This is a genomic window from Microcoleus sp. Pol8_D6, assembly GCF_036700965.1.
Classification (GTDB): Bacteria; Cyanobacteriota; Cyanobacteriia; order Cyanobacteriales; family Microcoleaceae; genus Microcoleus.
Genome location: NZ_JAUBPW010000018.1, coordinates 69,152 through 95,703, shown reverse-complemented (window position 1 = coordinate 95,703; position 26,552 = coordinate 69,152). Strand labels below are relative to the sequence as shown.

General features: G+C 45.0%; 23 protein-coding genes, 1 tRNA gene and 1 pseudogene. 13 read left to right on the top strand and 12 right to left on the bottom strand.

The features are described 5' to 3' along the window. Positions 1 to 149, bottom strand: a pseudogene (locus tag QUA10_RS10250) (photosystem II D2 protein (photosystem q(a) protein)); the annotation flags it as partial. 299 nt (positions 150 to 448) lie between these two features. Between QUA10_RS10250 and QUA10_RS10245 the strand changes: the two are divergent. From QUA10_RS10245 to QUA10_RS10210, 8 genes are all read left to right on the top strand, one after another. After that, the gene (locus tag QUA10_RS10245; RefSeq protein WP_333080071.1) at positions 449 to 1,774 is read left to right on the top strand and encodes a transposase; all 1,326 of its coding nucleotides are present in this window, start codon (positions 449 to 451) and stop codon (positions 1,772 to 1,774) included. A 121-nt stretch (positions 1,775 to 1,895) separates the two neighbouring features. Then, positions 1,896 to 2,462: a photosystem I assembly protein Ycf4 gene (locus QUA10_RS10240; RefSeq protein ID WP_333080073.1), complete on the top strand. Its 567-nt coding sequence runs from the start codon at positions 1,896 to 1,898 to the stop codon at positions 2,460 to 2,462. A gap of 315 nt (positions 2,463 to 2,777) precedes the next feature. Continuing rightward, positions 2,778 to 3,563 (top strand): peptidylprolyl isomerase, encoded by a 786-nt coding sequence (locus QUA10_RS10235; RefSeq protein WP_333086235.1) that lies wholly within the window; start codon positions 2,778 to 2,780, stop codon positions 3,561 to 3,563. A 112-nt stretch (positions 3,564 to 3,675) separates the two neighbouring features. Next, the gene (locus QUA10_RS10230; protein ID WP_333080077.1) at positions 3,676 to 4,890 is read left to right on the top strand and encodes a beta-ketoacyl-ACP synthase; all 1,215 of its coding nucleotides are present in this window, start codon (positions 3,676 to 3,678) and stop codon (positions 4,888 to 4,890) included. A 335-nt stretch (positions 4,891 to 5,225) separates the two neighbouring features. Then, positions 5,226 to 6,335, top strand: a complete 1,110-nt coding sequence (locus QUA10_RS10225) for an ATP-binding protein (RefSeq protein WP_333080079.1) — start codon at positions 5,226 to 5,228, stop codon at positions 6,333 to 6,335. A gap of 181 nt (positions 6,336 to 6,516) precedes the next feature. Beyond that, complete coding sequence (gene mutL, locus QUA10_RS10220; protein WP_333080080.1) at positions 6,517 to 8,394, top strand: DNA mismatch repair endonuclease MutL; 1,878 nt, start codon at positions 6,517 to 6,519, stop codon at positions 8,392 to 8,394. Positions 8,395 to 8,795: 401 nt separating this feature from the next. After that, on the top strand, positions 8,796 to 9,620 hold the full coding sequence (locus QUA10_RS10215) for a transglutaminase family protein (RefSeq protein ID WP_333080081.1): 825 nt from the start codon (positions 8,796 to 8,798) through the stop codon (positions 9,618 to 9,620). 310 nt (positions 9,621 to 9,930) lie between these two features. Next, entirely contained in the window at positions 9,931 to 10,617 is a 687-nt protein-coding gene (locus tag QUA10_RS10210) for an alpha/beta hydrolase (RefSeq protein WP_333086233.1), read from the top strand. A gap of 159 nt (positions 10,618 to 10,776) precedes the next feature. Here the strand turns inward: QUA10_RS10210 and QUA10_RS10205 are convergent, their stop codons facing one another. Continuing rightward, complete coding sequence (locus QUA10_RS10205; RefSeq protein WP_333080085.1) at positions 10,777 to 11,241, bottom strand: SRPBCC family protein; 465 nt, start codon at positions 11,239 to 11,241, stop codon at positions 10,777 to 10,779. Positions 11,242 to 11,388: 147 nt separating this feature from the next. On the opposite strand from QUA10_RS10205, the gene QUA10_RS10200 reads away from it, so the two are divergent. Together QUA10_RS10200 and QUA10_RS10195 are read left to right on the top strand one after the other, a co-directional pair. Then, the gene (locus QUA10_RS10200; RefSeq protein ID WP_333080087.1) at positions 11,389 to 12,588 is read left to right on the top strand and encodes a transposase; all 1,200 of its coding nucleotides are present in this window, start codon (positions 11,389 to 11,391) and stop codon (positions 12,586 to 12,588) included. Between the two features lie 101 nt (positions 12,589 to 12,689). Further along, positions 12,690 to 14,366, top strand: coding sequence for a mechanosensitive ion channel (locus QUA10_RS10195; protein ID WP_333080089.1), 1,677 nt, complete (start codon positions 12,690 to 12,692; stop codon positions 14,364 to 14,366). 242 nt (positions 14,367 to 14,608) lie between these two features. Here the strand turns inward: QUA10_RS10195 and QUA10_RS10190 are convergent. From QUA10_RS10190 to QUA10_RS10175, 4 genes are all read right to left on the bottom strand, one after another. After that, positions 14,609 to 14,682, bottom strand: a tRNA-Pro gene (locus QUA10_RS10190). Between the two features lie 37 nt (positions 14,683 to 14,719). Next, positions 14,720 to 15,088 carry a DUF1818 family protein gene (locus tag QUA10_RS10185; protein ID WP_333080092.1) on the bottom strand — a complete coding sequence of 123 codons (369 nt, stop codon included), beginning with the start codon at positions 15,086 to 15,088 and terminating at the stop codon, positions 14,720 to 14,722. Positions 15,089 to 15,229: 141 nt separating this feature from the next. Continuing rightward, complete coding sequence (locus tag QUA10_RS10180) at positions 15,230 to 15,877, bottom strand: hypothetical protein (protein WP_333080093.1); 648 nt, start codon at positions 15,875 to 15,877, stop codon at positions 15,230 to 15,232. 252 nt (positions 15,878 to 16,129) lie between these two features. Next, positions 16,130 to 16,366 (bottom strand): DNA-directed RNA polymerase subunit omega, encoded by a 237-nt coding sequence (locus QUA10_RS10175; RefSeq protein ID WP_333080095.1) that lies wholly within the window; start codon positions 16,364 to 16,366, stop codon positions 16,130 to 16,132. Between the two features lie 80 nt (positions 16,367 to 16,446). On the opposite strand from QUA10_RS10175, the gene QUA10_RS10170 reads away from it, so the two are divergent. From QUA10_RS10170 to QUA10_RS10160, 3 genes are all read left to right on the top strand, one after another. After that, a complete protein-coding gene (locus QUA10_RS10170; RefSeq protein WP_333080097.1) occupies positions 16,447 to 17,139 on the top strand; it encodes a GDSL-type esterase/lipase family protein in 693 nt (230 codons plus the stop codon). A gap of 160 nt (positions 17,140 to 17,299) precedes the next feature. Further along, positions 17,300 to 18,871, top strand: coding sequence for a GmrSD restriction endonuclease domain-containing protein (locus QUA10_RS10165; RefSeq protein ID WP_333080099.1), 1,572 nt, complete (start codon positions 17,300 to 17,302; stop codon positions 18,869 to 18,871). Positions 18,872 to 19,271: 400 nt separating this feature from the next. Further along, entirely contained in the window at positions 19,272 to 20,525 is a 1,254-nt protein-coding gene (locus tag QUA10_RS10160; protein ID WP_333080101.1) for an S-layer homology domain-containing protein, read from the top strand. A gap of 128 nt (positions 20,526 to 20,653) precedes the next feature. Here the strand turns inward: QUA10_RS10160 and QUA10_RS10155 are convergent, their stop codons facing one another. The 6 genes from QUA10_RS10155 to QUA10_RS10130 form a co-directional block, all read right to left on the bottom strand. Further along, complete coding sequence (locus QUA10_RS10155) at positions 20,654 to 21,163, bottom strand: pentapeptide repeat-containing protein (protein ID WP_333080102.1); 510 nt, start codon at positions 21,161 to 21,163, stop codon at positions 20,654 to 20,656. Positions 21,164 to 21,314: 151 nt separating this feature from the next. Further along, on the bottom strand, positions 21,315 to 22,664 hold the full coding sequence (locus tag QUA10_RS10150) for an LCP family protein (RefSeq protein ID WP_333080103.1): 1,350 nt from the start codon (positions 22,662 to 22,664) through the stop codon (positions 21,315 to 21,317). A 14-nt stretch (positions 22,665 to 22,678) separates the two neighbouring features. Then, positions 22,679 to 23,026 (bottom strand): DUF6717 family protein, encoded by a 348-nt coding sequence (locus tag QUA10_RS10145; protein WP_333080104.1) that lies wholly within the window; start codon positions 23,024 to 23,026, stop codon positions 22,679 to 22,681. Between the two features lie 423 nt (positions 23,027 to 23,449). After that, a complete protein-coding gene (locus QUA10_RS10140) occupies positions 23,450 to 24,625 on the bottom strand; it encodes an aminotransferase class V-fold PLP-dependent enzyme (protein WP_333080106.1) in 1,176 nt (391 codons plus the stop codon). Between the two features lie 42 nt (positions 24,626 to 24,667). Further along, entirely contained in the window at positions 24,668 to 25,273 is a 606-nt protein-coding gene (locus QUA10_RS10135; protein WP_333080107.1) for a molybdenum cofactor guanylyltransferase, read from the bottom strand. Positions 25,274 to 25,402: 129 nt separating this feature from the next. Continuing rightward, complete coding sequence (locus QUA10_RS10130; RefSeq protein ID WP_333080109.1) at positions 25,403 to 26,467, bottom strand: anthranilate phosphoribosyltransferase family protein; 1,065 nt, start codon at positions 26,465 to 26,467, stop codon at positions 25,403 to 25,405. Positions 26,468 to 26,552: the final 85 nt, after the last annotated feature.

Here is a 26,552-nt window from a genome sequence, read left to right as displayed (position 1 = left end):
GTTAACCAGCCACCGATGGCTAGGTAGGCGCAGGGGAATAGCAGGATGCCAGACCAGCCTACGAAGACGAAGCGATCGCGTTTGAGCCAGTCGTCGAGGACATCAAATATGCCTCTTTCGTTCTGGGCGCGTCCGACTGCGATTGTCATTGGGGTAAAATCCTTTTGCTTGTTAAAAGACCAAGGTTTCTAATTAAAGTTAACATAACTATATATTAGAAGTTCATAATTTTTCAACTAGAACAGCAGAGTTCCCCCACTAGAGGCGTACTCGATGAAAGCGTGGTTGAGAGGAAGGCCATATTGGTTGAGGATGCTCAGCAACAATCCAACTGACCCTTCGTCGCCAAGCGGCGAGGTGGCGGTGGTTGAGGAGACGAACAAACACTCTGCGCTTGCACTCAAATCCTTCACAGGGTAAGATTATCCTCTTATCTGTTGAAGAAGTTGTGAGCCAAGTAATTACCGCCAAACTCAAATTAAACCTGACTGCCGAGCAAAAAATCTCGGTAGCTCAGGTTTCTTTGGCCTATCGGGATGCGCTGAACTACGCATCCCAAGTGGCATTTGATAACGGTAAATCTGGCAACGGAGCTAAACTACAAAAGTTGGTCTACTCGGAGCTACGGGCATTATTTGGGCTTGGTTCCCAGATGGCGTGTAACGTGCCAAGACAAGTTGCTGCGACTTTTAAGACGCTGTGGACTAAAGCCAAGCAGAATAGCGAGGCGCTTAAAGCTGGGTATACCAAGCGGCGGTACAAGGGACTCGATCGAGCTCCCAAATACACCTCGCGGACTTGTACGCTTAATTACCAGCGCGACTACTCCTTTAAAAAGGATCGACGGGTCAGTATTAACACCCTGGGTGGTCGAATTGTTGTTCCGTTTGATGGCTACAACAAGCACATCGATCTGATGCGAGCGTCCAAGAAGATCGGTGCTGCTAAAATTGTCTACCAGAAATCCTCGAAGACTTACTATCTAATGGTGAGCTTGGAGGTGGAAACGCCTACTCTCGACCCACTGAACATCACTAGAATTTCTGGTATAGATGTGGGAATGAGATACCTCGCAGTCGAAACAGACTTAGCTAATAAGTCGAGTTTCTATTCGGGCAAGGCGGCTAGACATCGAGCCAACCGTTATCAAAAAGCCAGACAATCTCTACAGCGAAAAGACACCCGTTCGGCGAAGCGAAGATTAATCGCTTTGTCGGGACGGGAGAGACGGTTTATCGCTGATGTGAACCACCAGATTGCGAGTAAAATCGCCAAGCCTAACAGCCTGATTGGACTAGAAGATCTGACCGGAATACGCGATGGAACTAAATCTAAATCGGGCAAACGGGCAAGCAAGAAACAACGGAAAGCTAACAGGAACGTGGATCAATGGTCGTTTGCCGAATTGCATGGCTATATCGATTACAAGGCTGTGCTGGTTGGCTCGTTAGCTACTAAAGTTCCGGCACATTACACCTCGCAAAGTTGCCCTAAATGTGGGCATACCTCAAAGGCTAATCGACCGAACAAGGGGCTGATTTTCCGCTGTGAATGCTGTGGGCATCAACTTCATGCAGATCTGGTTGGGGCGCGAAATATCGCACTTAGAACGTTGCTCGTCCGGCAAGCCTGGATGAGTACCGGGGTCTTGTCAGCACTCCCTCATGTATCGAGCCGTGAAGCCAAAGCTGAAATCCTTTCGAGGTTTTCGGAATTGAGGTGGAGTTCAGATACAAGCCCCCATCATAGCGGTACTCCGCTTGATGTCGGGTAGTTGACCATAATTAGCAGGAGTTGATACACAATGCCGATCGGTCGATCGCGATCGCCTCAGCGAAGCGTCACGCTCGGTGGACTAATTGAATTAAGATTTGGCTTTAAGGCTGTTTAATTTTATGACTGCAAAAACAATGACCTCGATCGATCCTGTCCTGCGCTACCCGGTTTTGGGCTCCCGCCGCTTCAGCAATTACTGGTGGGCGACGGTGGTCAGCATTGGAGGAACTGGTTTCCTGCTGTCGGGCATTTCCAGCTACTTGCACGTTAACCTGCTGCCTTTTGCTGACCCGACTCAGCTTGTTTTCATTCCCCAAGGCATTGCGATGGGTTTCTACGGTGTCTGTGGCGTGCTTTTGGCGCTTTACCTGTGGCTGACTATTCTCTGGGATGTCGGTGGCGGTTACAACGAGTTCGATCGACAAACTGGTAACATTCGGATCTTTCGCTGGGGTTTTCCCGGCAAAAACCGCAAAGTTGATTTTACTTGCAAGACATCGGACGTGCAATCTGTGCGGGTGGACATTAAAGAAGGTCTCAGTCCCCGTCGCAGTATTTATCTTAAGCTCAAAGACCGCCGTCAGTTTCCCCTGACTAGAGTCGGACAGCCTATTGCTTTGTCGCAAGTGGAAAATCAAGCTGCCGAATTGGCTCGATTTTTGCAAGTTCCCCTAGAAGGACTTTAGGGATTTTCGATTTTCGATTTTCGATTGGTAATGTCTCGTAGGGTGCGCCGGGCCACGCACCTTACCTACCTGGTAAGTGAAAAAGATTTATCTGCGAGTAAGCCCGTTACCAATTTTTGAATCTATCAATTAACAATACTTCCGACAGTTTTTGATAGCCAACCGTAGAATAAGGCTTTCAAGGCTCCAAGGCAAGTTCCCTATCCAAGGAAAATCGCGGGCTTCAGACTAGGAACTAAAAACAGTTGGGACTATTGAATTAAAATCTTTAGTTGCAAAGTCCGTAATTGACTCAAAGTGAAAATACAAATGCAAATGCAAATGCAAATCAAAATTCAGCGGTGGTTGTTCTCACTTTTAATAATTGGCGCGTTGTTTGTCGGGGGATGCGGTAGTTCCCCTGTGGCAAACTCGACTCCAACACCAAATCCGGCGTCGGGTGAAAATATTTCTTTGTCTCCGTCTCCTTCTCCTGCTGCTGTAGCGGCGAGTTCGCAATTTAGCAATTTGCCACGATTGGAAGGAAAAGCAACGGTGGTTATGACGGTTAAAGGTGCTCCAATTACGATCGAACTCGACGGCACAAATGCGCCAATTACTGCGGGCAATTTTGTCGATTTGGTTCAGAAAGGAGTCTACGACGGGCTGGTATTTCACCGAGTCGTGCGGGAACCTCAGCCTTTTGTAGTTCAGGGCGGCGACCCCCAGGGTAAAGACCCTAAATTCCCTACAGCGCGACTGGGAACTGGCGGTTTTATTGACCCGAAAACGTCTCAGGAACGCAGGATTCCTCTAGAAATAAAAGCTAAAGGTGCTGCCAATCCGACTTACAGCGCGACTCTAGAAGAAGCTGGGGTTAAGGAGAAACCCGTGTTGATGCACACTCGCGGGGCTGTTGCTATGGCTCGATCGCAGAGTCCTGATTCGGCTTCTTCTCAGTTTTACTTTACTTTGACGGATGTACCGTTTTTGGACGGTAGCTATGCAGTTTTTGGGTACGTCAAGCAAGGCATGGATGTGATTGATAAGATTGAAGCGGGCGATCGCATTGATAAGGCTACTGTTACCCAAGGTTTGGAAAATTTTAAGGCTGTTAATTAGTAGTCAGTTGGCAGTTGGCAGTTGGCAGTTGGCAGTTGGCAGTTGGCAGTAGTCATTTGAGAAACAACTGCCTTCTACTTTCTACTTTGTGCCAAAAGCAAGCCTTTTACTTATGGATGTTGTTGTTACCGGAATTGGTCTTGTTTCGGCTTTAGGTACTCTGGATGATGGCTGGAAAAGATTGTTGTCCGGGAAGTCGGGAATTCGACAACATCAACCTTTTTTAGAAATAGAACCGCTACCTTTGGCTTTGGTTGGCACAAAACCTGCTGATTTAATAACTTTAATTCGGCAGGTTTTAGCAGATGCTTTGCAAGATGCTAATTTGACTTTGCCTTTGCCCGATTGCGGAATTGCGATCGGTTCTAGCCGCGGTTTTCAGGGAAATTTGGAACTGTTGGCTAGCGAAGGAAGAGGGAAGAAGGAAGAAGGAAGAAGGAAGAAGGAAGAGGAAAGAGAATTCTCAATTACCGATTCCCAATGCCCAATTCCCAATGCCCAATTCCCAATGCCCAATTCTCAATTTGTGAATTTTTTGCCTCACATGGGGGCGATCGCAGCGGCGAGGGCAATTGGCTCAACGGGGCCGGTACTGGCACCGATGGCTGCTTGTGCGACGGGCATACAGTCGATCGCCCGCGCTGTTGATTTAATCCGCACCGGTGAGTGTCAGCGGGCGATCGCAGGTGCTGTGGAAGCGCCTATCACACCCCTGACTCTGGCTGGATTTAGCCGGATGGGTGCTTTGGCAAACAATGGGTGCTATCCCTTTGATGAAAATCGGGAAGGCTTTGTGCTCGGGGAAGGCGGGGCTTTATTGGTATTAGAATCTGCCGAGTTGGCAAGGCGTCGTGGCGCTAAAATCTACGGTCGAATTTCCGGTTTGGGCTTGACAAATGATGCTTGCCATGCTAATGCGCCGGAGCTGGGGGGGGAAAGTGCGATCGCGGCGGTAAATCAATGTTTGAAACGGAGCAATTTGGCGGCGATTGATATAGATTTTATTCACGCTCACGGTACTGCAACTGAGTTAAATGACCGACACGAAGCACTGTTAATTAAGAAGTTATTTCACCCAGGAGTTGCTGTTAGTTCGACTAAGGGGGCTACGGGTCATACTTTGGGAGCTTCGGGAGCTTTGGGCGCGGCTTTTTGTTTGATGAGTATTAAATATCAGATGTTGCCGCCTTGCGTTGGAATGAAAAAACCGGGGTTTGAATTAGATTTTGTTCGCTCTGCGCGATCGGCTATTGTCAGAAATGCGGTTTGTTTAAGTTTTGGCTTTGGCGGGCAGAATGCTGCGATCGTTTTATCGGGCGATCGTTAATTTTTGTAAAGTCGGTCGATCGGCATTTAAATTACACGATATCTCTACAGTTAAAATCTTCTGAGGTAGCCGGAGAACTCTCCCACGTCCAATTTAAATCTCAAAAATAGTACAATATTTATGTATTTTAGTCAATTAACTGAGAATTTTGGTGAGATTGCTGGTGCTGCTGTCCTAGTCTGGCTCTGCATCCCGACGCTGAGCCTTGTGTCAAAGCCTGGGAGGCTAGATAAGAGAGGCAGATTAAAGCAGTATTGTATTTTATTAACGCACCGATGGTGATCGGTGAAAATAGAAGAAAGAAACTGTTTAAATTAAGTCTCAGGTATTTTCACATGGATCTGGCATCTCATCGATTTATGTCTTATTTTGAACCAGAGCAAGCTGCTCATCTTTGCCAAATAGCTGTTTTGGAGAGTTTTGCTGAGGAAACGCTGGTTTTTGAAGAAGGAGAAATAGCGGATTTTTTCTATCTAGTTTTAGAAGGTAAAGTCGAGTTTAGCAAGCGGCTTGAAAATCATAAATATCAAACTGTTGCTGTCGCTAAGCCAGACGATTATTTTGGCGAACTCGGAGTTTTAGACGGAGAGCCACGCAGTGCTAGAGCTGTGGCAGTTGCAGGCTCGACTTTGGCGAAAATAGGCCGTGAAGAACTAATAAAAACTCTCCAGTTTGCTAAAGGCAGTTCGGTACTGCAAATGTTTAGTTTCATTACTAAAAATTTACGGGAGACCACGGATCAATATGTGAGCCAGTTGGTACACAAACAAAAAATGGTATTGGTAGGAGAAATGGTGAGTACAATTATTCACGATTTCAAAAGTCCTTTTACCGGAATTAAACTCTCCAGTGAAATGCTCAAAGAAATGCACCCGGATGAGGAAACTCAGGAGTGGTGCGAACTTATTCAATTACAGGTTCATCGAATGTTGGGGATGGCTGAAGAAGTATTAGAATTTTCGCGCGGTAATTCTGTATTAAATAAAAAACCCGTTAATCTCATTCAGACGTTGCAGCAGTTTGAAAAGTTGAACCGAGTTTATTTTGAAGCAGCAAAAGTAGATTTGGTAGTACGGGTGACAGAAGTGATAGTGGAAGCGGATGAAAATAAGATTTTGCGCGTTTTACAAAATTTAGTTGGGAATGCAGTTGAGGCTTTTGGCGGAAGAGGGGGTCGGGTGGAGATTGCGGTGACACAAACTGAGGAGTGGGCAGAAATTAGCATTTACGATAACGGCCCCGGCATTCCACCGACAATTAAGGAAAAGTTATTTGAACCGTTTGTGACTTATGGCAAGCGGACTGGTACTGGGTTGGGAACGGCAATTGTTAAGTCGATCGTTGAGGCTCACAAAGGAAAAATTAGTTATGAGTCAGAGGACGGAAAAGGCACAACTTTTTACATCCGCTTGCCGAAAATCATGGCTTTAGCAGAGCAAAATTAAGTAGGTAGGAAGATTATACTTAGGACTTTCTCACTCAGCATCAGAGACTTAGTTGATGAGTAGATATCTTGTTATCAAACAATATTTTTCTAATAAACCGGGTTTAAGAGCGTAAGCCCTAATACTGTGTAGCGACTTGGAGAATCAAGTATAATTGAATTAACGAACTGCTAAAAATTCGATGCCAGTTACTATTCAAACCTTACCCACAGAAGTTATCAATTTAATTGCCGCCGGCGAAGTCATTGACTCGATCGCCGCTGCGGTACGAGAATTAGTTGAAAATTCTCTGGATGCTGGCGCAACTCGCATCGTTGTTTCTGTCTGGCCGGAACAATGGCGGGTGCAAGTTGCAGATAATGGTACGGGAATGGATCTGGAAAATTTGCAGCAGGCGGCTTCGCCTCACAGTACGAGCAAAATTACCACTGAAGCTGACCTTTACAAAATTGCTACTTTGGGATTTCGTGGGGAAGCTTTGCACAGTTTAGCTCAGTTGGGCTGTTTGGAGGTTTTGAGCCGATCAAATGATTTGGGATTGGGAGATTTTTCGGAAAATCGAGAGTCGGCGCAAACCCCCGCCAAATCATCCTTTAACAAGGGGGGAGTTGAAAATGCTCGATCGGGCTGGCGGGTGATTTACAACAACGCGGGCGTTGCTGTGGAGGTGGAAACAGTGGCGATCGCTCCGGGTACGGTGGTGACTGTTGATAATTTGTTTGGCAATTGGCCTGTGCGCCGCAGTTTTTTGTCGCCGGCACAGCAAATGCGATCGATCCAATTCACCCTTCAGCAAATTGCTATTTGTCACCCGCACGTTAATTGGCAGTTGCGTCAAGGAAATACCCCTTGTTTGCACGTAACTCCTGGTAGCACAGCGGAACAACTTTTACCCCAATTCGTGCGCGGTGTGCGATCGAGCGATTTGCAGTATTTAAAGTTAGATTTGCCTGCGAGTCCTCAAAATCAGAAAGCAGCAAATTTATTAGTAGAAACTCAACTTGTTGGCGCTACAGTTAAACCTAATTACCAATTACCAGTTGCCAGTTCCCATTTCCAAATGCCCAATTCCCAGCGTTTGGAGTTAGTAATTGGTTTGCCCGATCGGTGTCACCGCAGGCGGCCGGATTGGGTGAAAGTTGGGGTAAATCGGCGAGTTGTGCGATCGCCCGAATTAGAGCAAACTATTCTCAGCGCCTTTGCCCGCACTTGTCCGCGAGATCGCTATCCCGTGTGTTTTGTCCACCTGCAAATCTCCCCTTCGGAAATCGACTGGAACCGCCACCCCGCTAAGGTTGAAATTTATCTGCATGATCCGAGTTTTTGGCAAGCACAAGTTAGCGCGGCAATTGCTCGTGCTTTGCATTTGAACGATGAAGTTTTGCCGCCTGCCCCAATTCCCGATCGAGTGGGAAAATTGCTGAAGGCATCGGAACAAAAAAGTGCTTACAGTGTCGGGATTTCGGCTAGGCAGAATGATGGCGGCGGTGAAGAGGAAAAAGCTAATAAAATAGGATTGGTGGAATTGAGGGCGATCGCTCAAGTTCACAATACTTACATTGTTGCCGAACATTCTAGCGGAATGTGGTTAGTGGAACAACACATCGCTCACGAGCGCGTTTTATACGAGCAATTGTGCGCTGCTTGGCAGCTAAAAAATCTAGAAAAACCAGTAATTCTCAGTCAGTTATCTGCACTGCAAATTGAGAATTTATCCCGCTTGGGTTTGGAAGTAGAAAGTTTTGGGGAACAGCTATGGGCCGCCCGCGAAGTTCCTGAATTGTTAGCCGATCGAGATGACTGTGCGGAGGCGCTTTTTGAACTCAGTAAAGTCGCAGATTTGCAAGCTGCTCAAGTTGCGACTGCTTGCCGTAGCGCTATGCGGAATGGTACTCCTTTGAGTCTTTCCCAAATGCAAAATTTGTTGGATGAATGGCAGCAAACTCGTAATCCGCGTACTTGTCCTCACGGCCGCCCTATCTATTTTGCTTTGGAAGAATCGACTCTGGCTCGGATTTTTCGCCGCAGTTGGGTAATTGGTAAAAGTCACGGGATTTGAAACTTGATTTAACATCCGAGGGCGTTCACCTCAATCTGGCTCGATTAAAAAAAAATCGTGAAGCTTTATTAAAAAGAGGCGCTGATTTAGATGAAAAAACTTAGAATATATTAAAATTTAAATAATGCAGTGTTTTTAATATTTTTTGGGCAACAGGCAAGATGCCTGTTCCACAAGAAAAAATGCCTTTTTTACCATAAGCAAGGTTAATTATATTACAAAAAGCTGCAACAGACAAGATGCCTGTTCCACAAGAAAAATTACCTGTTTTACCATAAAAAAGGTTAATTATACTACAAAAAAATGCCGATTCACCCGAATAATCTTTGTTGTGGAACAGGCATCTTGCCTGTTCATGATATGGGTACAGAATGTAAATAAAAAATAAATCAATAATAAATATGGATTTTCCGATCGCCCGACAACTATTTTATCGAGAAATAAATCAGCCAGATGGCTCGATAGACCTGGCGAAAGCTGCCCTCTATATGGCTTTGGAAGAATACCCAAATTTAGAGCCAGAGGAGTATCTAAATGCTCTCGACTCGATCGCAGATGAAGTGCGCTCACGCTTGCCGACACAGAATTATCCGCTGCGGATTATTCAAACTATTAACGCCTATTTATACGGGGAGTGGCAGTTTGCGGGCAATGATGTTGATTATTACGACCCCCGCAATAGCTTTTTGAATGAAGTGATCGATCGGCGTACTGGTATTCCGATCTCTTTATCTTTGGTTTATTTGGAGGTTGCTAAGCGCATTGATTTTCCGATGGTGGGAATTGGGATGCCAGGACATTTTTTAATTAGACCTGATTTTGAAGATGCTGGCATTTTTGTTGATGCGTTTAACGGCGGCGAAATCTTGTTTCCTGAAGATTGTCAAGCCAGACTTTCTCAAATTTATGGTCAACCTATGGAGTTGCAGCCGACTTTTCTCGCCCCGGTAAGTCGCCGACATTTGTTGGGGCGAATGCTGGGAAATCTGAAGGCGATTTACTTGCAACAGCAAGATGCTGTGAGGGTACTCTTGGCGATCGAACGGATTTTGCTGCTGTTTCCCGATGCGCTGGGGGAACGGCGCGATCGCGGAATTCTCTATTATCAACTGGGACGCTTGGTGGAAGCACGCCACGATTTGGAACTATACCTGAGAAATGCTCCGAATGCTCCTGATGCTGCTAGAATTCGCCAATTGGTCGATCGGCTCGATCGGGATCTTTGAACTTAAATTCCCTATATGTCGCACAGCAAACTATAAGACATAAAAGTGGCACTCAATAAACTCCTGCCTGACGACCAAATTTCGCTTTTATCATTTTTGCAAAGGTATCTCAAATTGTCAAAAAAGTAAGTATAACATATTAATTGTCAATTAACACATATCTTTTGATAGGTTGAATTTGCTTGACTTGACTGTAGAATCAGAGGTCATTTACGGAAATCCCGATTCGACTTTCCCGACTGATATCCGCACTGATATCCGCACAGACGAGCGATCTAAAAAGTATTTTGAAGTAAAGAGGCACAAACTCATGAACTTTCAGTTTCAACAACGGTATCTCAACGCAATGCAACCCCTGTCAGCCCATTTAACCAAAAGAATGTCAAAGTCTTTATCCTTAGGTTTGGCGTTTTTGCTGGGAACAAGTGCAGTATTCCTAAGCAGCGGCAAAGCCTTTGCATTAGATAATGTTACCGTAAAATACGGTGCTGTTGACGTAACATTACCGATGAGCGACTTGCAAAGCTTTGCACAAACAGGCCAAGCATCATCTCAACTGCAAAGCGTTCTGAGTCTTGCGAAACAAACTCCTGAGTCGATGCGCGAAATATTAACGCGAGAAGTGCCTTTAGATTCCCAATTAGTAGCGCGGCTCGCAAGCACTTATTTTGGGGAAATTGTTTTCAAACAATTGGGGGAGGTTGCTTATGCGCCGGCAACTCGGCTGCAAAGTGCGCCCGCACTGCGCGATGCTTTAGTCGCAGCTTCCAAAGATGGCAAAATATCGCTGATAGAAGTGATGCAAAATTACAGCCCTGCTGCTTTAGAAGTTGACGGCAATCAAGCGATGGTTATTTATGAACGAGTGATTAAAGATGTGCAAGATTTGCAAGCTTTGTATCAGAATTCCCCGGCTTTGCAAAATACGGCTAACCAAGCGGTGAATTCGGCGAGAGAAATGATTTGTCAGCCCAATCCCTCGGGAAGTGCGAAATAAATAACTGAAGTTGGAGGGAAGGGGGAATTGGGAATTGGGAATTGGGAATTGGTGCTTTTTTCCTATTAGCTCTAGCTTTCAGCTATTAGCAATTACTTATGACCGATTACCAATTATTCGGCTACGCGAGGGTAAAAGTTCCCAATTACCCATTATCCATTACCCCTTACTCATTCTGTGAGATAGTTGCTCTGCTACCCGCTTGAGTCTGCGGAGTTGGTCTTTCATATCTTTTTCTGTCCAAGGGGCTGCAAAGCGATTGAAACCAAATCTAATTAAACGATTGGGAATTTGAAATTCAAAGCGGTTAATCAAGAGAGTTCCTTGGATTTGCGGCTGGCATTCCCAACGATCGCATCCTTTGAAAAATCCGTCAAACCCCCAAACAATTAAACCGGGTTGTCGCTCCAACACAACACTCTCTAAAGAGGGTTGCAAAACGGGAATTTTTATGATAAATAAGCTGCGACTTCCTACGGCAGTATCCCATTCGCCCTGGGGATCGCAGCGTAGCAGGGGATTGAGCCACTTGTGCATTAAAGTGCGATCAACTATACATTGCTCCACCAGAGTAGCAGCAGCGCGAATTTCAATGGATTGCTCGAAAACTTGACGAATTGACATGAGAACCTGCAACAAGGAGGGTATTACAAAACTTTGCTTACTTGATAGTCATTTATTTACTTGTAACGTCAATTTTCCCAGAAATTAAAAGATTGACACACTCATAAATACAGTGTATCATCTTGAATTAAAGTATATATACCGATTATGGAGTTAGTCGAAAGGCACATCATTAAACCAAATCATAGGTTTTATCGAGAAGCCGATAGACTGTCTTTGCTGTGCAAAAATCTTTACAATAGCGCTAACTACATCTACAGTAAAAAAATTTTCGGTAGCCAACAAACAAACACTCTGGCTGTTGATAACGCCCTCAAAACAAGTCCTGATTACAAAGCACTGCCCGCAAAATTAGCACAAAGCACGATCGGCTTAGTGATAAAAGCATGGACTAGCTACTATCTAGAGGTGCGAAACTATCAGGAAGACACCACTAAATTTAAAACCGCACCGCAAATCCCTCATTATCAAGGTTCAAGAGATAGAAAAAGAGAGAACGGGCGCTATGTAGCTGTATTTAATTGTCAAGCTGTCAGCAAAAGAGCTTTAAAAAAAGGATATGTTCGCCCCTCTGGGACTAATATTTGGTTGCCCTCAAAAGTCACCTCGATTCTGGAAATCCGGATTGTTCCCAAAGTAGGTTGTTATGTGGTCGAGGTGCTCTCTGAGAAGTTAGAACAGCCTTTACAAGTTAATCAGACAGTAACTGCCATAGATTTAGGATCAAACAATCTGCCAACATTAACCTACAATGTTCGTGGGTTAGTAGCGACAATCTACGACGGACGGGCTGTTAAGTCAACCAATCAATACTGCAATCAAGTTTCATCGGCATTGAAATTATTGCTGCCCGTAGCGCAAAAAAACAGTAAAAAACTCCCCAAATTGTGGCACAAGCATAACTGTAAAGTGGATTACTACCTCCACACGACGAGTTACGCAATTATTAAAGAATTCCTTAATCATCAAATTGGCTTGCTGGCTATAGGCTGGAACGATGATTTTAAAGATGGGATTAATACAGGTTTGGTTAATAATCAAAATTTTCCCTGTATTCCCCATCGTCGGTTTGTGCAAATGTTGCAGTACAAAGGACAACTTGCTGGAATTCAAGTTCTGTTAGTTGAGGAGAGTTACACCTCCCAATATTCAGCTTTGGATTGGGAACCAATTCAACAACATTCCGACTACATTGGCAGTAGGGTAAAAAGAGAATTGTTCAGAACCAAAACTGGACGCTTCATCAATGCCGATGTAAACGGTTCTTGGAATATTGGCCCAAAAGCAGTCGGAGGTTGGTTTATCCCAAATTCGATAGAGGGTTTTGTAGTTAACCCAGTACCTTAAAAGTGTACAAACATTAAATTTAGGCGATGTCTAGATTTTTTGGAACTATTATTAAAGTTTCGTCTTGTCCTTGTCAAATGTGACGTTAACCTGAGAAAAAAATGAATGAAACTTGGCAAGAAATAACTCAGCCGATATCGGGCCCCATAGCGGCTTTGTCCGATCGCATTTTTGCCCAGGCCCAGCCCGGGAATCCGCTGACAGATGCAGAACGCGGAATTAACAATTTCCTTCAGGGCTCAAACATTGAAAATCTCCTCTGGGCCGTCGGTATCCTGCTCATTGGCTTGATAGTATCAGCCCTCGTCTCATCTGTAGTGGGGGGATTGCTCAAGAAGACTACGCTGGACAATCGGCTGGCTGCTTGGATTACCGGGCGCCCGGAAGGAGCTGGAGCCCCGCACGTGGAAAAATGGATTTCCGCAGCGGTGTTCTGGATCATTTTTGTCTTTTTCCTAATTGCCTTTTTCAACCGGCTGAATCTAACGGCTGTCTCGCAACCCCTCAATACTTTTCTCAATCAAATTACCGGTTTCTTGCCGAAGTTAGCCGGCGCGCTAATTTGGTTGGGGATTGCTTGGGTGTTGGCAACTGTAGCCAAAATGGCCGTATCGCGGGCGATGCGGGCTTTTAGCGTGGACGAGCGCTTGAATCAAGAGGTGGGAACTGCGCCCACTGAGCGCCCTTTGCTGCTGAGCGATACTCTGGCGAATGCGCTGTACTGGTTCATTTTTCTGCTGTTTTTGCCGCTGATTCTCGACTCGCTGGAAATGCAGCAGGCTCTGCTGCCGGTTAATAATTTACTCAACCAAATTCTGGCAGCAATTCCGAAAATTCTGGAAGCTTTGGTGATTGGGTTTGTGGGCTGGCTGCTGGCTATGGTGGTGCGGCGGATTGTTACGAATCTGTTGGCTGCTGCTGGGGCGGACGGTTTGGGCACTCGGTTTGGAATTTCGCGGACTTCCGGCGGACAATCGCTGTCGTGGATTGTCGGTACGATCGTCTATGTTTTGATTTTGATTCCAACGGCGATTGCAGCTCTGAACGCTTTGGACATTCAGGCGATTTCGCAGCCGGCAATCGCGATGCTCAACACGATTCTGGGCGCGCTTCCCAACATTTTTACAGCAGCGCTAATTCTGGGGGTTGCTTACTTTTTGGGGCGCTGGATCAGCGATTTGGTGACTAATATCCTGACGGGAATTGGCTTTAACAATGTCTTTTCTTGGTTGGGAGTGCAGCAGCCGAAACAGCGACTGCGACTACCGCCAAGTTCGATCGATCCGGAGGCAACGATTCTTCAGGAACCGGAACTACCGGCCCGCACGCCTTCTGAGTTTGTCGGCATCGTGGTGCAGGTGGGCATCATGCTGTTTGCTGTGGTGGCGGCTACCGATGTGCTGGGGATTCCAGCACTGACGGCGATTGTTAGCGGTATTGTCCTGGTTGCAGGTCGGGTGCTGGCCGGTTTGGTGGTATTTGCGATCGGCTTGTATTTGGCGAATCTGGCGTTTAGTTTGATTGCCAGTTCTGGAACTCGTCAAGCGCGGCTTTTGGGCCAAGCGGCTCGGATCGCGATTATTGCCTTTGTTTCAGCCTTGGCGCTGCAACAGATGGGCATTGGCAGCGATATTGTGAATTTGGCTTTCGGTCTGCTGCTTGGGGCGATCGCAGTTGGCATTGCTCTAGCTTTTGGTTTGGGCGGGCGCGAGATTGCGGCCGACCAAATTCGCGAATTGTTAGCGTCGTTTAAACAAGATAAGACGCCGCGTTTGTAATTCTATAAAAAGGCGTTTGTCAAATACAAACGCCTTTTTTTTATGATTAATTTTATTGTGAGGGTCGCGAAGCAATAGCAAAGCCTTTGAATTTGATTTGAATTTGAGGATACAGCTATAGACTGTTCGGAAGGAGAGATTTATTCTTGTTTCTGGGTCGATGCCCCTAATTGAGAATGGTAAGAGCTGCATCGCCCGCCCTAAAACAACAAAACCTTCTCATAGAGAAGGTTTTATCACAATCGGAGCGGCGGGATTTGAACCCACGACCCCTACTACCCCAAAGTAGTGCGCTACCAAGCTGCGCTACGCCCCGACAGCTTTAACAGCTTAGCATAGAATTCCCGAAAAAGTCAAAAAACTTTTAAAACTTTTGCAGCCTGCACCAAACTCGGAGCCACCGCCGTCGGCCAAAAACCCTCGCACCTCCTGCCAGCATTCAAGATCAACTGCACGCTGTAAGCTTCGGGATAGCCTTCCACCTGCACCCACAGCAAGTCGCTTTCGGCTTCAATAGCTATTTTTTCCTCGTCCATTAACTCAGAGGCCATGTGACTCATTGTGCCGGCTAATTGCCCCAACAATCGGCAAAAATCGTTTAACTCAGCCTCCGTGAGTTCTATCGCCCAACCGTCGCCAGCCACCAAACCCTTAAACTCCTGGGCCTCCGGGTTCCATCCCAAACGCCACCCAACACCCGTTTTAATTACACGTTCCACCATTAAGGGATTTTAGATTTTAGATTTTGGATTTTAGATTAGTAGGACTTACTAATAAATACGAAAGAAAACGGGTTTTTTACCTGTGTTAAAGGCTCAACAGCAATATTCCCGTAAAAAACCCGGTTTCTGCATTCCTGAGTATTAAGGTGCCAGCAACTTCGCATCTCCCGGCTGCGACTGCCGTATCTCCGGCGAATTCGATCGCCCTTGTGGTTTTTCCCCCGCCGTCGGTGTGCGCCCACCCCCCGAACTCTCCGTAAAAACATCAACCAAAGCTTGAACCAAAGCATCCCGCTGTGCTCTATTTAAACTTTGAATAGCAGCACGATCCTGTTCCATGGGATTTGAGCGCAAAACGTCCTTTCCCGGATAAACGCTTTCCACCAAATAATCGGGAGTTGCCCCCAAATAGTCCGCTAAACTCAACTTCCAATCAAAGCGGTAATTGGGCGGCCGTCCTTTAACAAATACGTGATATCGAATCAAGCGCCCGACTAAAGTATTGGTAGGATCGACTTTTCCTGTTTCTTGAGAAATGTAGTTATTTTCGATAGGCAAATCCGGCAATTTTTCGTACACTAATTTCCACGCATCTTGCACCCTCACTTGCGGCGGCGCAGATTGTTGAGCCATCCGCTGCACTGAGGCAGACTCAGAACTCCGCAGCAGCGAAGGTTCCAAAGCCGACATACTCAGTTCCCCGGATTCCAATACCCAACTCAAAAGCGTGAAAATCGCTACACTCAAAGTAACCAACAGAAAACTTAAGCCCTGCTTTAATCTATTCACGGTTTTGACAAAAATTTCAAAAATAGAATAATTTCATAAACTTACCCCCAAGCAGATGTCCTAGTTTCTAATTTTAGGATTTACACTCCTCAACCCGGTTTATTAGAAAAATCAGAGTTTTGTTAACGAGGGAACTAGGAATAAACCGGGTTTATCCTCCCGCGCGCCCAAGTCTAGTTTGAAAAAGTTGTGAGTTTTGAGTTGACAAAAATTGCTGGCAATTCACCACTCAAAACCCAAAACTCCAGAAGTCTAGTACTTGTCTCCGATAATTTCCGGCTGAGTCAGTTCGTCCGACATCTCAAATATCGCCCGCATTACAGGTTTCATTTGATGGTCGTCCATATTGTCAAAATCTTCATAGCGACGGCGTTTTGCGCGGTTCGCCACCTGCACCGTAATCCGATAGCGGTTGGATGCACCGTTAATCAACTCTTCCGCGCGACGGGTTAGCTGAGTAGAATCGAAGGGTGGACGCTTATTAGCCATGAGACTACCTACTTTATGTAATGTTACATTCTAGTCTAGTATGTCAAGATTCATAATTTATTAACTGAGTATCATTGCTTATGCAGGTAGCAACAGCCTATTCCTTTGGTCACTTGCATCGGGGAAATTCTCATCCCCTCAAATTGGTTGCTTTCGGCGACAGCTTAATCTACGGTTTCGGCGACGGTGTAGGTGGGGGTTGGGTGGAAAGATTGCGGCGCCAGTGGATGTTACCAGAGAGTGCAGGACACGTTTTATACAATTTGGGCGTTCGGGGCGATCGCACCTATCAAGTCTCCCAGCGGCTCGAAAACGAGTTTCGCCACCGTGGCGAGCTCAGAAACCGCGTCCCGGATGCGATTATTCTTTCCGTAGGTCTCAACGATTCGGCGAGAGTGCAGTCGCCTACCGGGCGCAGCTACACTGATTTTGAACATTTTAAAACTGTTTTGGATAATTTGTTAAACCTCTCTCAACAACTTTGCCCGGTGATATTTGTCGGGATGGTGCCGGTGGATGAAAGTAAAATGCCTTTTCAAGATTGTTTGTATTACAGTCATGCTGACCAATATCGGTATAAAGAAGCAACGAAATTAGCTTGTGAGTTGCGGGGAATTCCCTATTTAGATATTTTTGATAAATGGATAAATCGGGGCAGTGATTGGTGGCGATCGCGCTTGATTGCAGACGGGCTGCATCCCAATGCAGCGGGCTATCAATCTTTATTTGAAGATGTGACAAGTTGGGAGCCGCTAGCCTCTATTAGTCATTAGTCGGTAGTCATTCGTCATCATGGCTGACTTCCGTGGCATTCTGAACTCCCAATATGCCACCTGCTCCAGGCATCAAAATTGACCTGGCTTGCAACGCTCAAACGAAAGCTTATTAAGCGAAAACTCAAGAAATACTAAAAAGTAACAATCGGTACCTAAAATGGTAAAATTATCCAAAAATTCCCCAGTTAGTCTAGATGCACTTATTCCCAGAGACGCATTTGAGATTAAAGATCAGCCCGAACGCAATATGGGAAGAAGTATCCTCACTATAGGTATTCGCGACCTAGAACAAAGTTCTTTTTTCTATCCGTTTTTGCGAAAACCGGATTTTCAAAGAGAAAGTAATGAATGGGATGCAGCAAAAATATGCGAGTTTATTGAAAGTTTTTTAGATGGAGATTTAATTCCCGCAGTTATTCTTTGGCGAGGTAGTAGCCACTATTTTGTTGTTGATGGTTCTCATCGACTGAGTTCGTTACTTGCTTGGATTAATGATGATTATGGGGATGGTAAAATTTCTAAACTATTTTATGACGGCAACATCACTGACGAACAGAAAGAGGCAGCCAAAGAAACTCGCAAACTAATTAAAGAGAAAATAGGAGCTTACAAAGATTATCAATCATTGACTTCACAGCCTGGTCAAGTTAATCCTAAAATGCTGGAAAGAGCTAGGAACTTAGGGGCCTCAGCGATTTCACTTCAATGGGTTGAAGGTGATGCTATGAAAGCGGAGGAATCTTTTTTCAAAATCAACCAGAAAGCAGCCCCCATTAGCGAGACTGAGATGAGGTTGCTACTAGCACGTAAAACACCTAATGGTGTGGCTGCGCGTGCGATCGTGAGAAGTGGTAATGGTCATAAATATTGGTCGGAGTTCTCTGAAAAAAAACAGGATGAGATTGAAACAGTAGCGCAAGAAATACACGAACTTATATTTCAGCCCAAACTTTCAAATCCCATTAAAACCTTAGATGTACCAATTGTGGGGAATCTTTCATCTTCGGATAAGCTGGAATTGATTTTAGAATTTATAAATATTGTCAATAACATATCAACCGATAATCAGTTGGGAGAAGATTCAACAGGCGATAAAACTATTGAGCTACTAAAGCAGTGCAAAAAAGTGGCTCAAAGAATCAATAGCAAAGATCCTTCATCTCTGGGTTTACATCCACTGGTATACTTTTATACTCAACAAGGGAAGCCAAAAATTGGTTCCTTTTATGGGGTGGTTAGTTTAATTTTACATTTACAACAGACTAAATCTTGGTCTAAATTGATCGAGGTAAGAAAAGACTTTGAATGGGTAATTTGGAATTATGATATGGTTCCACAACTTGTTGCCAAGAAGAGTGACGCATTACAAGCTAGAGAGCTAGTGAGAGACTTCTACTTAGAAGTCATTAATAAGTTGTCAGGAGGTATAGATAAAAAGAATGTTATCACAGAAATAAGATCCGGCGATAAAAGATTTGCGACTCTGAAAATTCCAAAGAAAGCCGACACTGGGGAAATTGTGAGTAAAGAATTTTCTAGAGAAACCAAAGCATCTGCGTTTATCAGAGAGGCTCTACCAGGCTGGCCAGTTTGTAAAATTTGTGGAGGGTATCTGCCTTGCAGATTTAATAGTATCGATCATATTACAAGAAAAGCTGATGGGGGTTTAGGAACTTTAAAAAACGCACAATTAACTCACCCCTACTGCAATACTACCTATAAAAATTGAAAAAAAATTGTATTCGATTTAATGTAGAGCCAAAATATTGCGATCGCCGATGGTTAAATTTTAGCGACAGGCAATTGCTTTTTTGTTAAATCAATCTCATACAATTTGGTATGCGATCGCATATCAAACGGCTTTGTCTCTAAATCATTTTAATTGCAGACACAAGGTAGATAAGGGAGATAAGCAACATAAGGATTTTAAGGAATTTAAGCATTTTAAAATTACCCAATAACCATAAAAATATTTTTTTTAAAAGACCGTATCTTCCCCGCACCATAAGTAAAATTCTTCAATAATGATTACATAACTGAGGGAAAAAGCAAGTTGGGCAGGAATCAATCAGCCTCTCAAAAGCTTAGTTATTCTCAATAAAAAAATGTGTAAATTGGAGAATCAAATAATGTCTGTATTACATCGCATTAAATCCGGTACATCTGTTTTATTAACACTGGGAACCGTTGCCGGAACCGCAGCGCCGATGCTAGCTCCCGCGCCTTCTTTTGCTCAAACAGCTTTTTCGGATGTTAATAATAACTACTGGGCAAAAGACTTTATTCAAGATTTGTCGGAAAGAGGCATTATCAAAGGATTTCCCGATGGTAGTTTTCGCCCGGATGCACCGGTAACGCGGGCTGAATTCGCGGCAATGGTACGTTCTGTGAAAAAGGCAAAAACCCGCGGTGCTGTAAGGTTTGCCGATGTTCCTTCTAATTTTTGGGCAAGCGGGGCGATCGCCGAAGCTTACGAAATGGGATGGATGTCTGGCTATCCCGGCAATGTTTTCAGGCCAACACAGCAGATTCCTCGCGTTCAAGTTGTAGTCGCTTTAAATAACGGAATGGGCTATGAGCCTACGTGCGATTTTCAAGATGTTCTCAGCTACTATAATGATGCGGGTGAGATTCAAACTTATGCTGTCAAAAGCGTTGCTGCTGCTACTGAAAAACAGTTGGTTGTCAGCTATCCCAATCCTAAATCTCTCAAACCCAACAAGTCAGCAACGCGAGCTGAAGTAGCTGCTTTTATCTATCAAACATTAGTGAGTACCAATCAAGCAAGAGCAATTAATTCTCCTTACATTGCTCAGGTTGATGTTAACGAGTCTGTTGCTGTGCAAATTCCCAGGGGGGTGACTATTCCAATCGAGTATGCAAAAGGCAAGATTTTGCTCGCCCCTAATGACAAGTCTCCAATTACGCTGACTGTAGCTTCGGATATTACGGGCAATAATGGCCAAGTGCTGATACCCGAAGGCTCGAAAATTAGCGGCGAATTGCGATCGACTGCTTCGGGGGTTCAATTTGTAGCTCAAGAATTAAGTATCATCAACGGCAGCAGAGTGCCTCTCAATGCCACTTCGCAAGTGATTACTAGGAAAGAAACTGTTACCAAGGGCGTTAATGTTGGTAATCTGGTTAAGAATACGGCGTTGGGTGCAGCAGCAGCGGCGGCGATCGCAGGTGTTACGGGCGATCGGGCGATCGCGACTGAAGAGGTGCTCGGCGGTGCGGGAATCGGGACTTTGATCGGGGTATTTTTGGGTCGAGATAAAGTCGATTTGTATGCTGTTAATCCCGACACCGATTTAGATTTACTTTTGAATTCCGATTTGGTAGTTGGTACTGCCAGCACAGGCATTTGTAGCGCTCGATAAAGCCGATACTTGGAAATTTCCTCAAACCCCTCGCCTTGCAGGAGAGGGGCTTTAATCTGTGTATTTTACCTCGCTCAAGGTGCATCTAATCAGATAATGAGCCAGGGATTTTCTTTAAGTGTGAATTCCTATGGACATCCCAAACTTTCGCGGGTAGAAACTCCTGTCACGGGATTGACACCATCTGCTTTCTCGCACAGGATACTCACTTGATAAGCGTCGATAATCGCGTTAGTAAAATCAGCGCCGGAAATCGCAGCATCAAAAAACCGAGTTCGAGTCATGATTGCCTCGGAAAAATTAGCATTTGTCAAATTAGCGCCGTCGAATGTAACTCTATCTGCCAAAGCACCGGAGAGGTTTGCACCTGACAAGTTGGCATTTAGTAAAACTCCCTTAGTCAAAATCGCATTAGTTAAATCAGCACCTTGAAAATTTGTTCCCCGCATTTCAGCAGCCACAAATGTTCCCCCCGCTAAATCGGAGTTGGAAAAATCGCGATCGGACAAATTAATGTTTGTGTAATTAATATTTGTTTTCGGCAGGGCAAATGCCGGAGTAGCACTCAGCAGCACCCACCCAACAGCCAACACTAAACTTAAAAACAGGCTCAGGAATATTCGGAAAACGCTTTTCATAATGATGGGAATGGGGAATTGGGCATCAGCTGTCGCGCATTTAAATTGTAGATTCAGGACGGGCGGGACGCCCACCCCACAAGACATTAATTTTTTTTGACAGACAATTTAAATGCCGCCACAGCTTAGTTGACTGTTGACTGTTGACTAATTAAAATCGCTTTACCCAATCTTCGCCAACGCGAAGTGTCAAGTCAGAATTAATTTCACCCGTAGAAGATGCTTCAAGTTTGCCGCCACCTAACTCTTTTTGCAGTAGATTGGCTGCCTCTAAATCGCCTTGCTGAACAATAATTTGACTTTGACGCTGCTTCTGGGGCGCATCCTGCACTACAGATACATTAAAAAAGCCCTTTTTTGTGAGAAATTCAGCAACGTTTTTTGCGGTAGTCGGTTTGCTAGAAGCGTTTTGGACAGATATTTTGAGGTTTTTGGGCAACAGGGACTCGCTGGGATTGCGAATTCGTCCTTGTTCAAAATCCGGCACACCCAGGTTCAAATATTGTGTCATAATGCGATCGCGCCCCAGCGCATCTACAATCCAATAACTCCTCAAATCCCCTGTTTCTGAACTAGAACGTCCAGGCAACATTACCATTTTAAAATTATCTCGCTCCAATTGCAAACCGAAATTTGCCAGCGTCAATATTTCCTCATAATTTAGGTTTGTATCCACATATTTTTGCATCAATCGAACAATTTGTGGCAAGCGCACCAATACTGATGGACTTGCGAGGCGGTCCCGAATAGCTTGAATTAAAGATTGCTGCCGCTGAATGCGGCCGATATCTCCTAAACCATCGTTGCGAAATCGAGCAAATTGTTCTGCTTGTTCTCCGTTGAGAGTTTGCCATCCCTGCCCTAAGTTTATTTTTAACTTTTGAGCGGTATCTGTATAGGACATCGCGCGAGGTACAAATACCTCAACTCCGCCCAACAAATCGACTAATTCCTGAAACGCATTACTGCTGACTCGCACGTATCGTTCAATTTTCGTATTGTTCAGCATACTGCTAACCAATCGCGTCGCCAAAGCTGCTCCTCCTCTAGCATTGGCTTCGCTAATTTTGCTGAAGCTAATTCCGGGCTCTTCGACTTGAGTATCTCGTGGAACTGAAAGCAAACTAATAGATTTATCTCTAGGATCGAGGTGCAATAAGAGTATGGTATCGCTGCGACCTTCAAAAATCTTAGGGGAATTGGCGACAGCTTCCGGCACGCCGTCAATTCCCAATATCAAGATATTAACTGACCGCGACAGGCGGTATCCAGAGCGGTTGGAGGATAGATAGTCAAAGCCAGTCGCCTCTAATACTCTATTGATAATTGGGGGTTCCACGGGAGCTAAAAGGGCGGTAATTGCCCCCAATGTAGCCGAGATGGCGGCTGTGAAAACTAGGAAAAATAGCCCCACTATATACAGGAAGAATTTAGGCTTTTTTCGAGAGATTTGATCGACTGGTTTAACAAAGTCTCTTTTAAAAATTGACAAGTTTTTCATTGACTTGCTGTTGATTATTGCAGTTTTTCAGCTTTGCAGTAAAACTTGGGCGGTGCTTCTGGAAAGTATTTGAACATAGCCGGACACAGCCAGCCTTCGAGATTTTTCGATTCCCACCGATACCAGTTACCGCCGTATTCTGCTTTCAACCACAGCATTTCTGCTTGATATCCGGGAAATGGATTGGCTGAAAATAAAAGTCGGAAACCTTGAGCGGCATTGGGAATGTCTGCAACAAGCGTGTTAATCATTTCGGGGACGCCCTGAACAAATGGTTCTCGGACAAGTCCGACTCGCTCGTCGTCAAAAACCCAGGTGTACTGTTCGCGATAGGGGTAGATTACCATCATGGCATTGGACATGGTATTCGCCTCTTTTCATTTCTTTTTTTTATCTGCAAAAATGCAAGTGTGGATACATTATATTCTGTTGCGCCGAAGTTGTGCGCTATCCGATTTAACAACCCTGTTTTAAATTAGGAATTTAAGCGGGTTATTTACAAAGTTTATTCGGTTTGGGCGGATTGGCGAAGTTTAGGGCTATGGGGTTTTAGATATATTTTTGTTGTTGTTTTTATTGTAGCTAAACACTATTCCAATTATGCAAGAAATAAAGGTGATTCCTGGCATAACTTTTACTCTTATGGTGCCTATTTGTATAACCTTTACTACGTTTATAGTAAGGACAAATAGTCTGTATTAATCAACTCTAATAAGCGACAACCTAACTACAAACCTATAACTGTTTGTAGCTGGGTGTGATGTTGCTTTCCGGGAACCTCCAACTCAAATTCTCGTCAGCTCAACTAGCGCATTAGCTAAGTATTGATACTGCGGCAAAGTATTGTATAACTGAGCCGAAATCCTCACCAACTGCTTGCTAGCATCCGGCCAAGGAATCACGGGAACTTCAATTTTAAAAATCTCCCATAGCGCCTCTTGCAAAGGTGGAATTCCTCCCTTTGCAACCACATCAGACTGGGAGTCTGCCAGTGGCACAACAGCCATTGAACCAACCATTTCATCAGGACAAGGCAGCGGCAAATCTAATTTGTCAGCCAATATTTTTCTCCCCGCCAATGCTAAAGCATGATTTTTTGCCCTCAATTCTGGCCAGCCGCCGCTTAACAAAGAACCCATAAAATCAATAGCTACAGGCACGCACAAATAGGGACTGGGATCGACAGTTCCCGTCCAGTCAAATTCTAATTGAAAGCGCGATTTATCAGCGCGGGGCGAATTAGCACCGTGACTGATAGTAGTTGGGCGAATGGCATTTTGCTTGTCGCGCCGCACGTATAAAAAGCCCGCACCTTTGGGCGCACACAGCCATTTGTGGCAATTTCCCGTATAGTAAGCCGCGCCAATTTCATCTAAATTCAGTGCTACCATTCCCGGCGCGTGAGCTCCGTCTACCAATACATCCACGCCACGGTTAGCTAACTCACCGACTAACTGTTTGATGGGAAAAATTAAACCTGTTTGGCTCACAACGTGGTCTAATAAAGCCAACTTTGTTTGCGGTGAAACGCACTTAATTATTGCTTCAATAATTTGTTCGGGTGACTCAATGGGAAAGGGGACTTCTGCTACTACTACTTTAGCGCCTGTACGCTCGGCTACAAAATTAAGTGTGTTGCGGCAAGCGTTGTATTCCTGATTTGTAGTTAGCAATTCGTCGCCCGGATAAAAATAGAGCGATCGCAAAACTGCATTTACTCCCGTCGTCGCATTCGGCACAAACGCCAAGTCATCCTCAGCCGCACCGATAAATGTTGCTAACTGATTTCTTGCATTATCCAACAAGGGCTCAAATTCCCGCAGTAAAAAGCGCAATGGTTCTCTTTCCATTTGTTCTCGAAAAATGGTTTGCGCTTCCAGTACGGCAATCGGACAAGCCCCAAAAGAGCCGTGATTGAGGAAAGTTATATCGCGATCGAGCAACCAATATGCGTTAATCATTAGTAATTAGTAATTAGTAATTAGTCATTAGTCAGTCAACAGTCAACCGTTACTCATTTTACCTTTTAATTTCTCAAACTCTTCTAATGTATTGCAATTCGATAACATTACTGCTTCTCGTTCCCCTACAGGTAGAGGGATTGCGGGAATTTGATTTAACCAAACTTGAAAGGAACGTCCCCCTTTGTCAATAAAATTTTGCAAACTGGGCAGAGATTGTTGGCGGTAGAAGCCGCACAAAGGCTCCCAGCGCGAATTTTGATAAGGGACAACTGCTAAAGTTGATGGGGGAAATTCTGTTAACTGACTTGCCCAATTCTGAATAATCTGGGCATCCAACAAAGGCAAATCGCAAGCTAACAGTAAAATCCACTCGGCGGCTATTTCTGTCAATCCCTGAGTCAATGCAACCAAAGGGCCGGAGCCCGGATTGTACTCTACCAGAAATTGGGATGTTTCGGTTAAGGTCGATCGATAGCGATCGGGCCAAGCAGTCAGAACATAAACTTCGGGGGTTACAACTGTGGCAACTTCCAACGCCCGCTGCAATAGGGATTTGCCCTCAATTTCCAGCAAAGCTTTATCCTTACCCATCCGCGAACTTTGACCGCCTGCCAGCACAATTACAGCAATTTTATGATTAGTCATTAGTCTGTAGTCTGTAGTTATCGCAAGAATTGCCTATTTTGAACAGGCTTTCCGGCCTGTTCCACAATTATTAGAGATGTCTAGTAGTCAGTAGTCAGTAGTCAGTAGTTAACGGTCAACTGTCAACTGTCAACTCAAAATACTAACGGCTTGGCTAACTTCCTCAAGTTTTTGCACGACTTGACCGCGGCTTAATAAAGTTTCTGCCTCAATCAAACCAGAGTTTATATCCAAACAAACTCCGCTGCGCCACAGATAAAAGCCGCCGTTCCAGATAGCGGACTGCATCAATTCCGAGGGTTTTCCCAGCAACACTTCCTGCATTTGTTTGAATAACTCAGGGGCTGATTCAAAGGCAGGATTTGTGCTGCTAAAACCGTAATCTCCGTGGGCCAAAAGCAGTCGCTCAAACTCAGCGTCCGGCTTAGCAATGCCGATAATCGCAGTACGATCGCGCGGCAAATCGCAGCTTCCCTCCAATCCCTTGACTGTGGTATAATTTTTGATTCCCCGCAGCTCAAAGGCTTTTTGAAACATACCTTCTGTGGGCGGGTGGACGTAGCCCGATATGACGTTAACGTCGCCGGCACAGGGACACCACATCAACTCCATTGTCGAAAAAGGTGGCCGTTTTCCAATTTCGCGGCGGTAGGGCACTAAAGCAGCGGCTTGAGGAAAATGCTTGGGAAGGTACACAAAACCCAAACCCGTATTGTCAAAAACTTGCTGGACTTTTTCTAAACTCAGTTTTCTCCAGTCAACTCCCAAACCGCGCCAAATTTCAATCAAGGGAATGCCTTCCTTGGTTGGCATGGTATCCCCCCCGTGCATGAGGGTTGGGACGCCAGAGGCGGCTAAAATTAGGGCGGTTATTGGGCTAATTGGAGCCGTGCGCGATCGCCCGTCGTAAGCAACGCCAAACACGGCGACGGTAGAGACGGAAAACCCTTTTTCTCGGTTTGGGGGGGCAAGCATAGGCCCCAATTCTTCATAAGCATCGAGCATTCCGGCTAATTCTTCCCCAGTGGGCCGTTTAATGCGGTGGGAAATCATAAAAGCTCCGATTTGAGCCGGTGTTGCTTCCCCCAGCAGCATCATCCGCGTTGCTGCTGATGCTTCCGAGCGAGTTAAGTTTTCTCCTGTGTGTACTCCGCTGCCAATTTTTCGCAGCAATTCTCTAAATGCGTCACTCATAACATTTGAAGTTGGTAATTGGTAAGGGGTAATTGGTAGTATTTGAACCGTTTTAAATTTAAATTTCAGAACTATCTATTTAAAA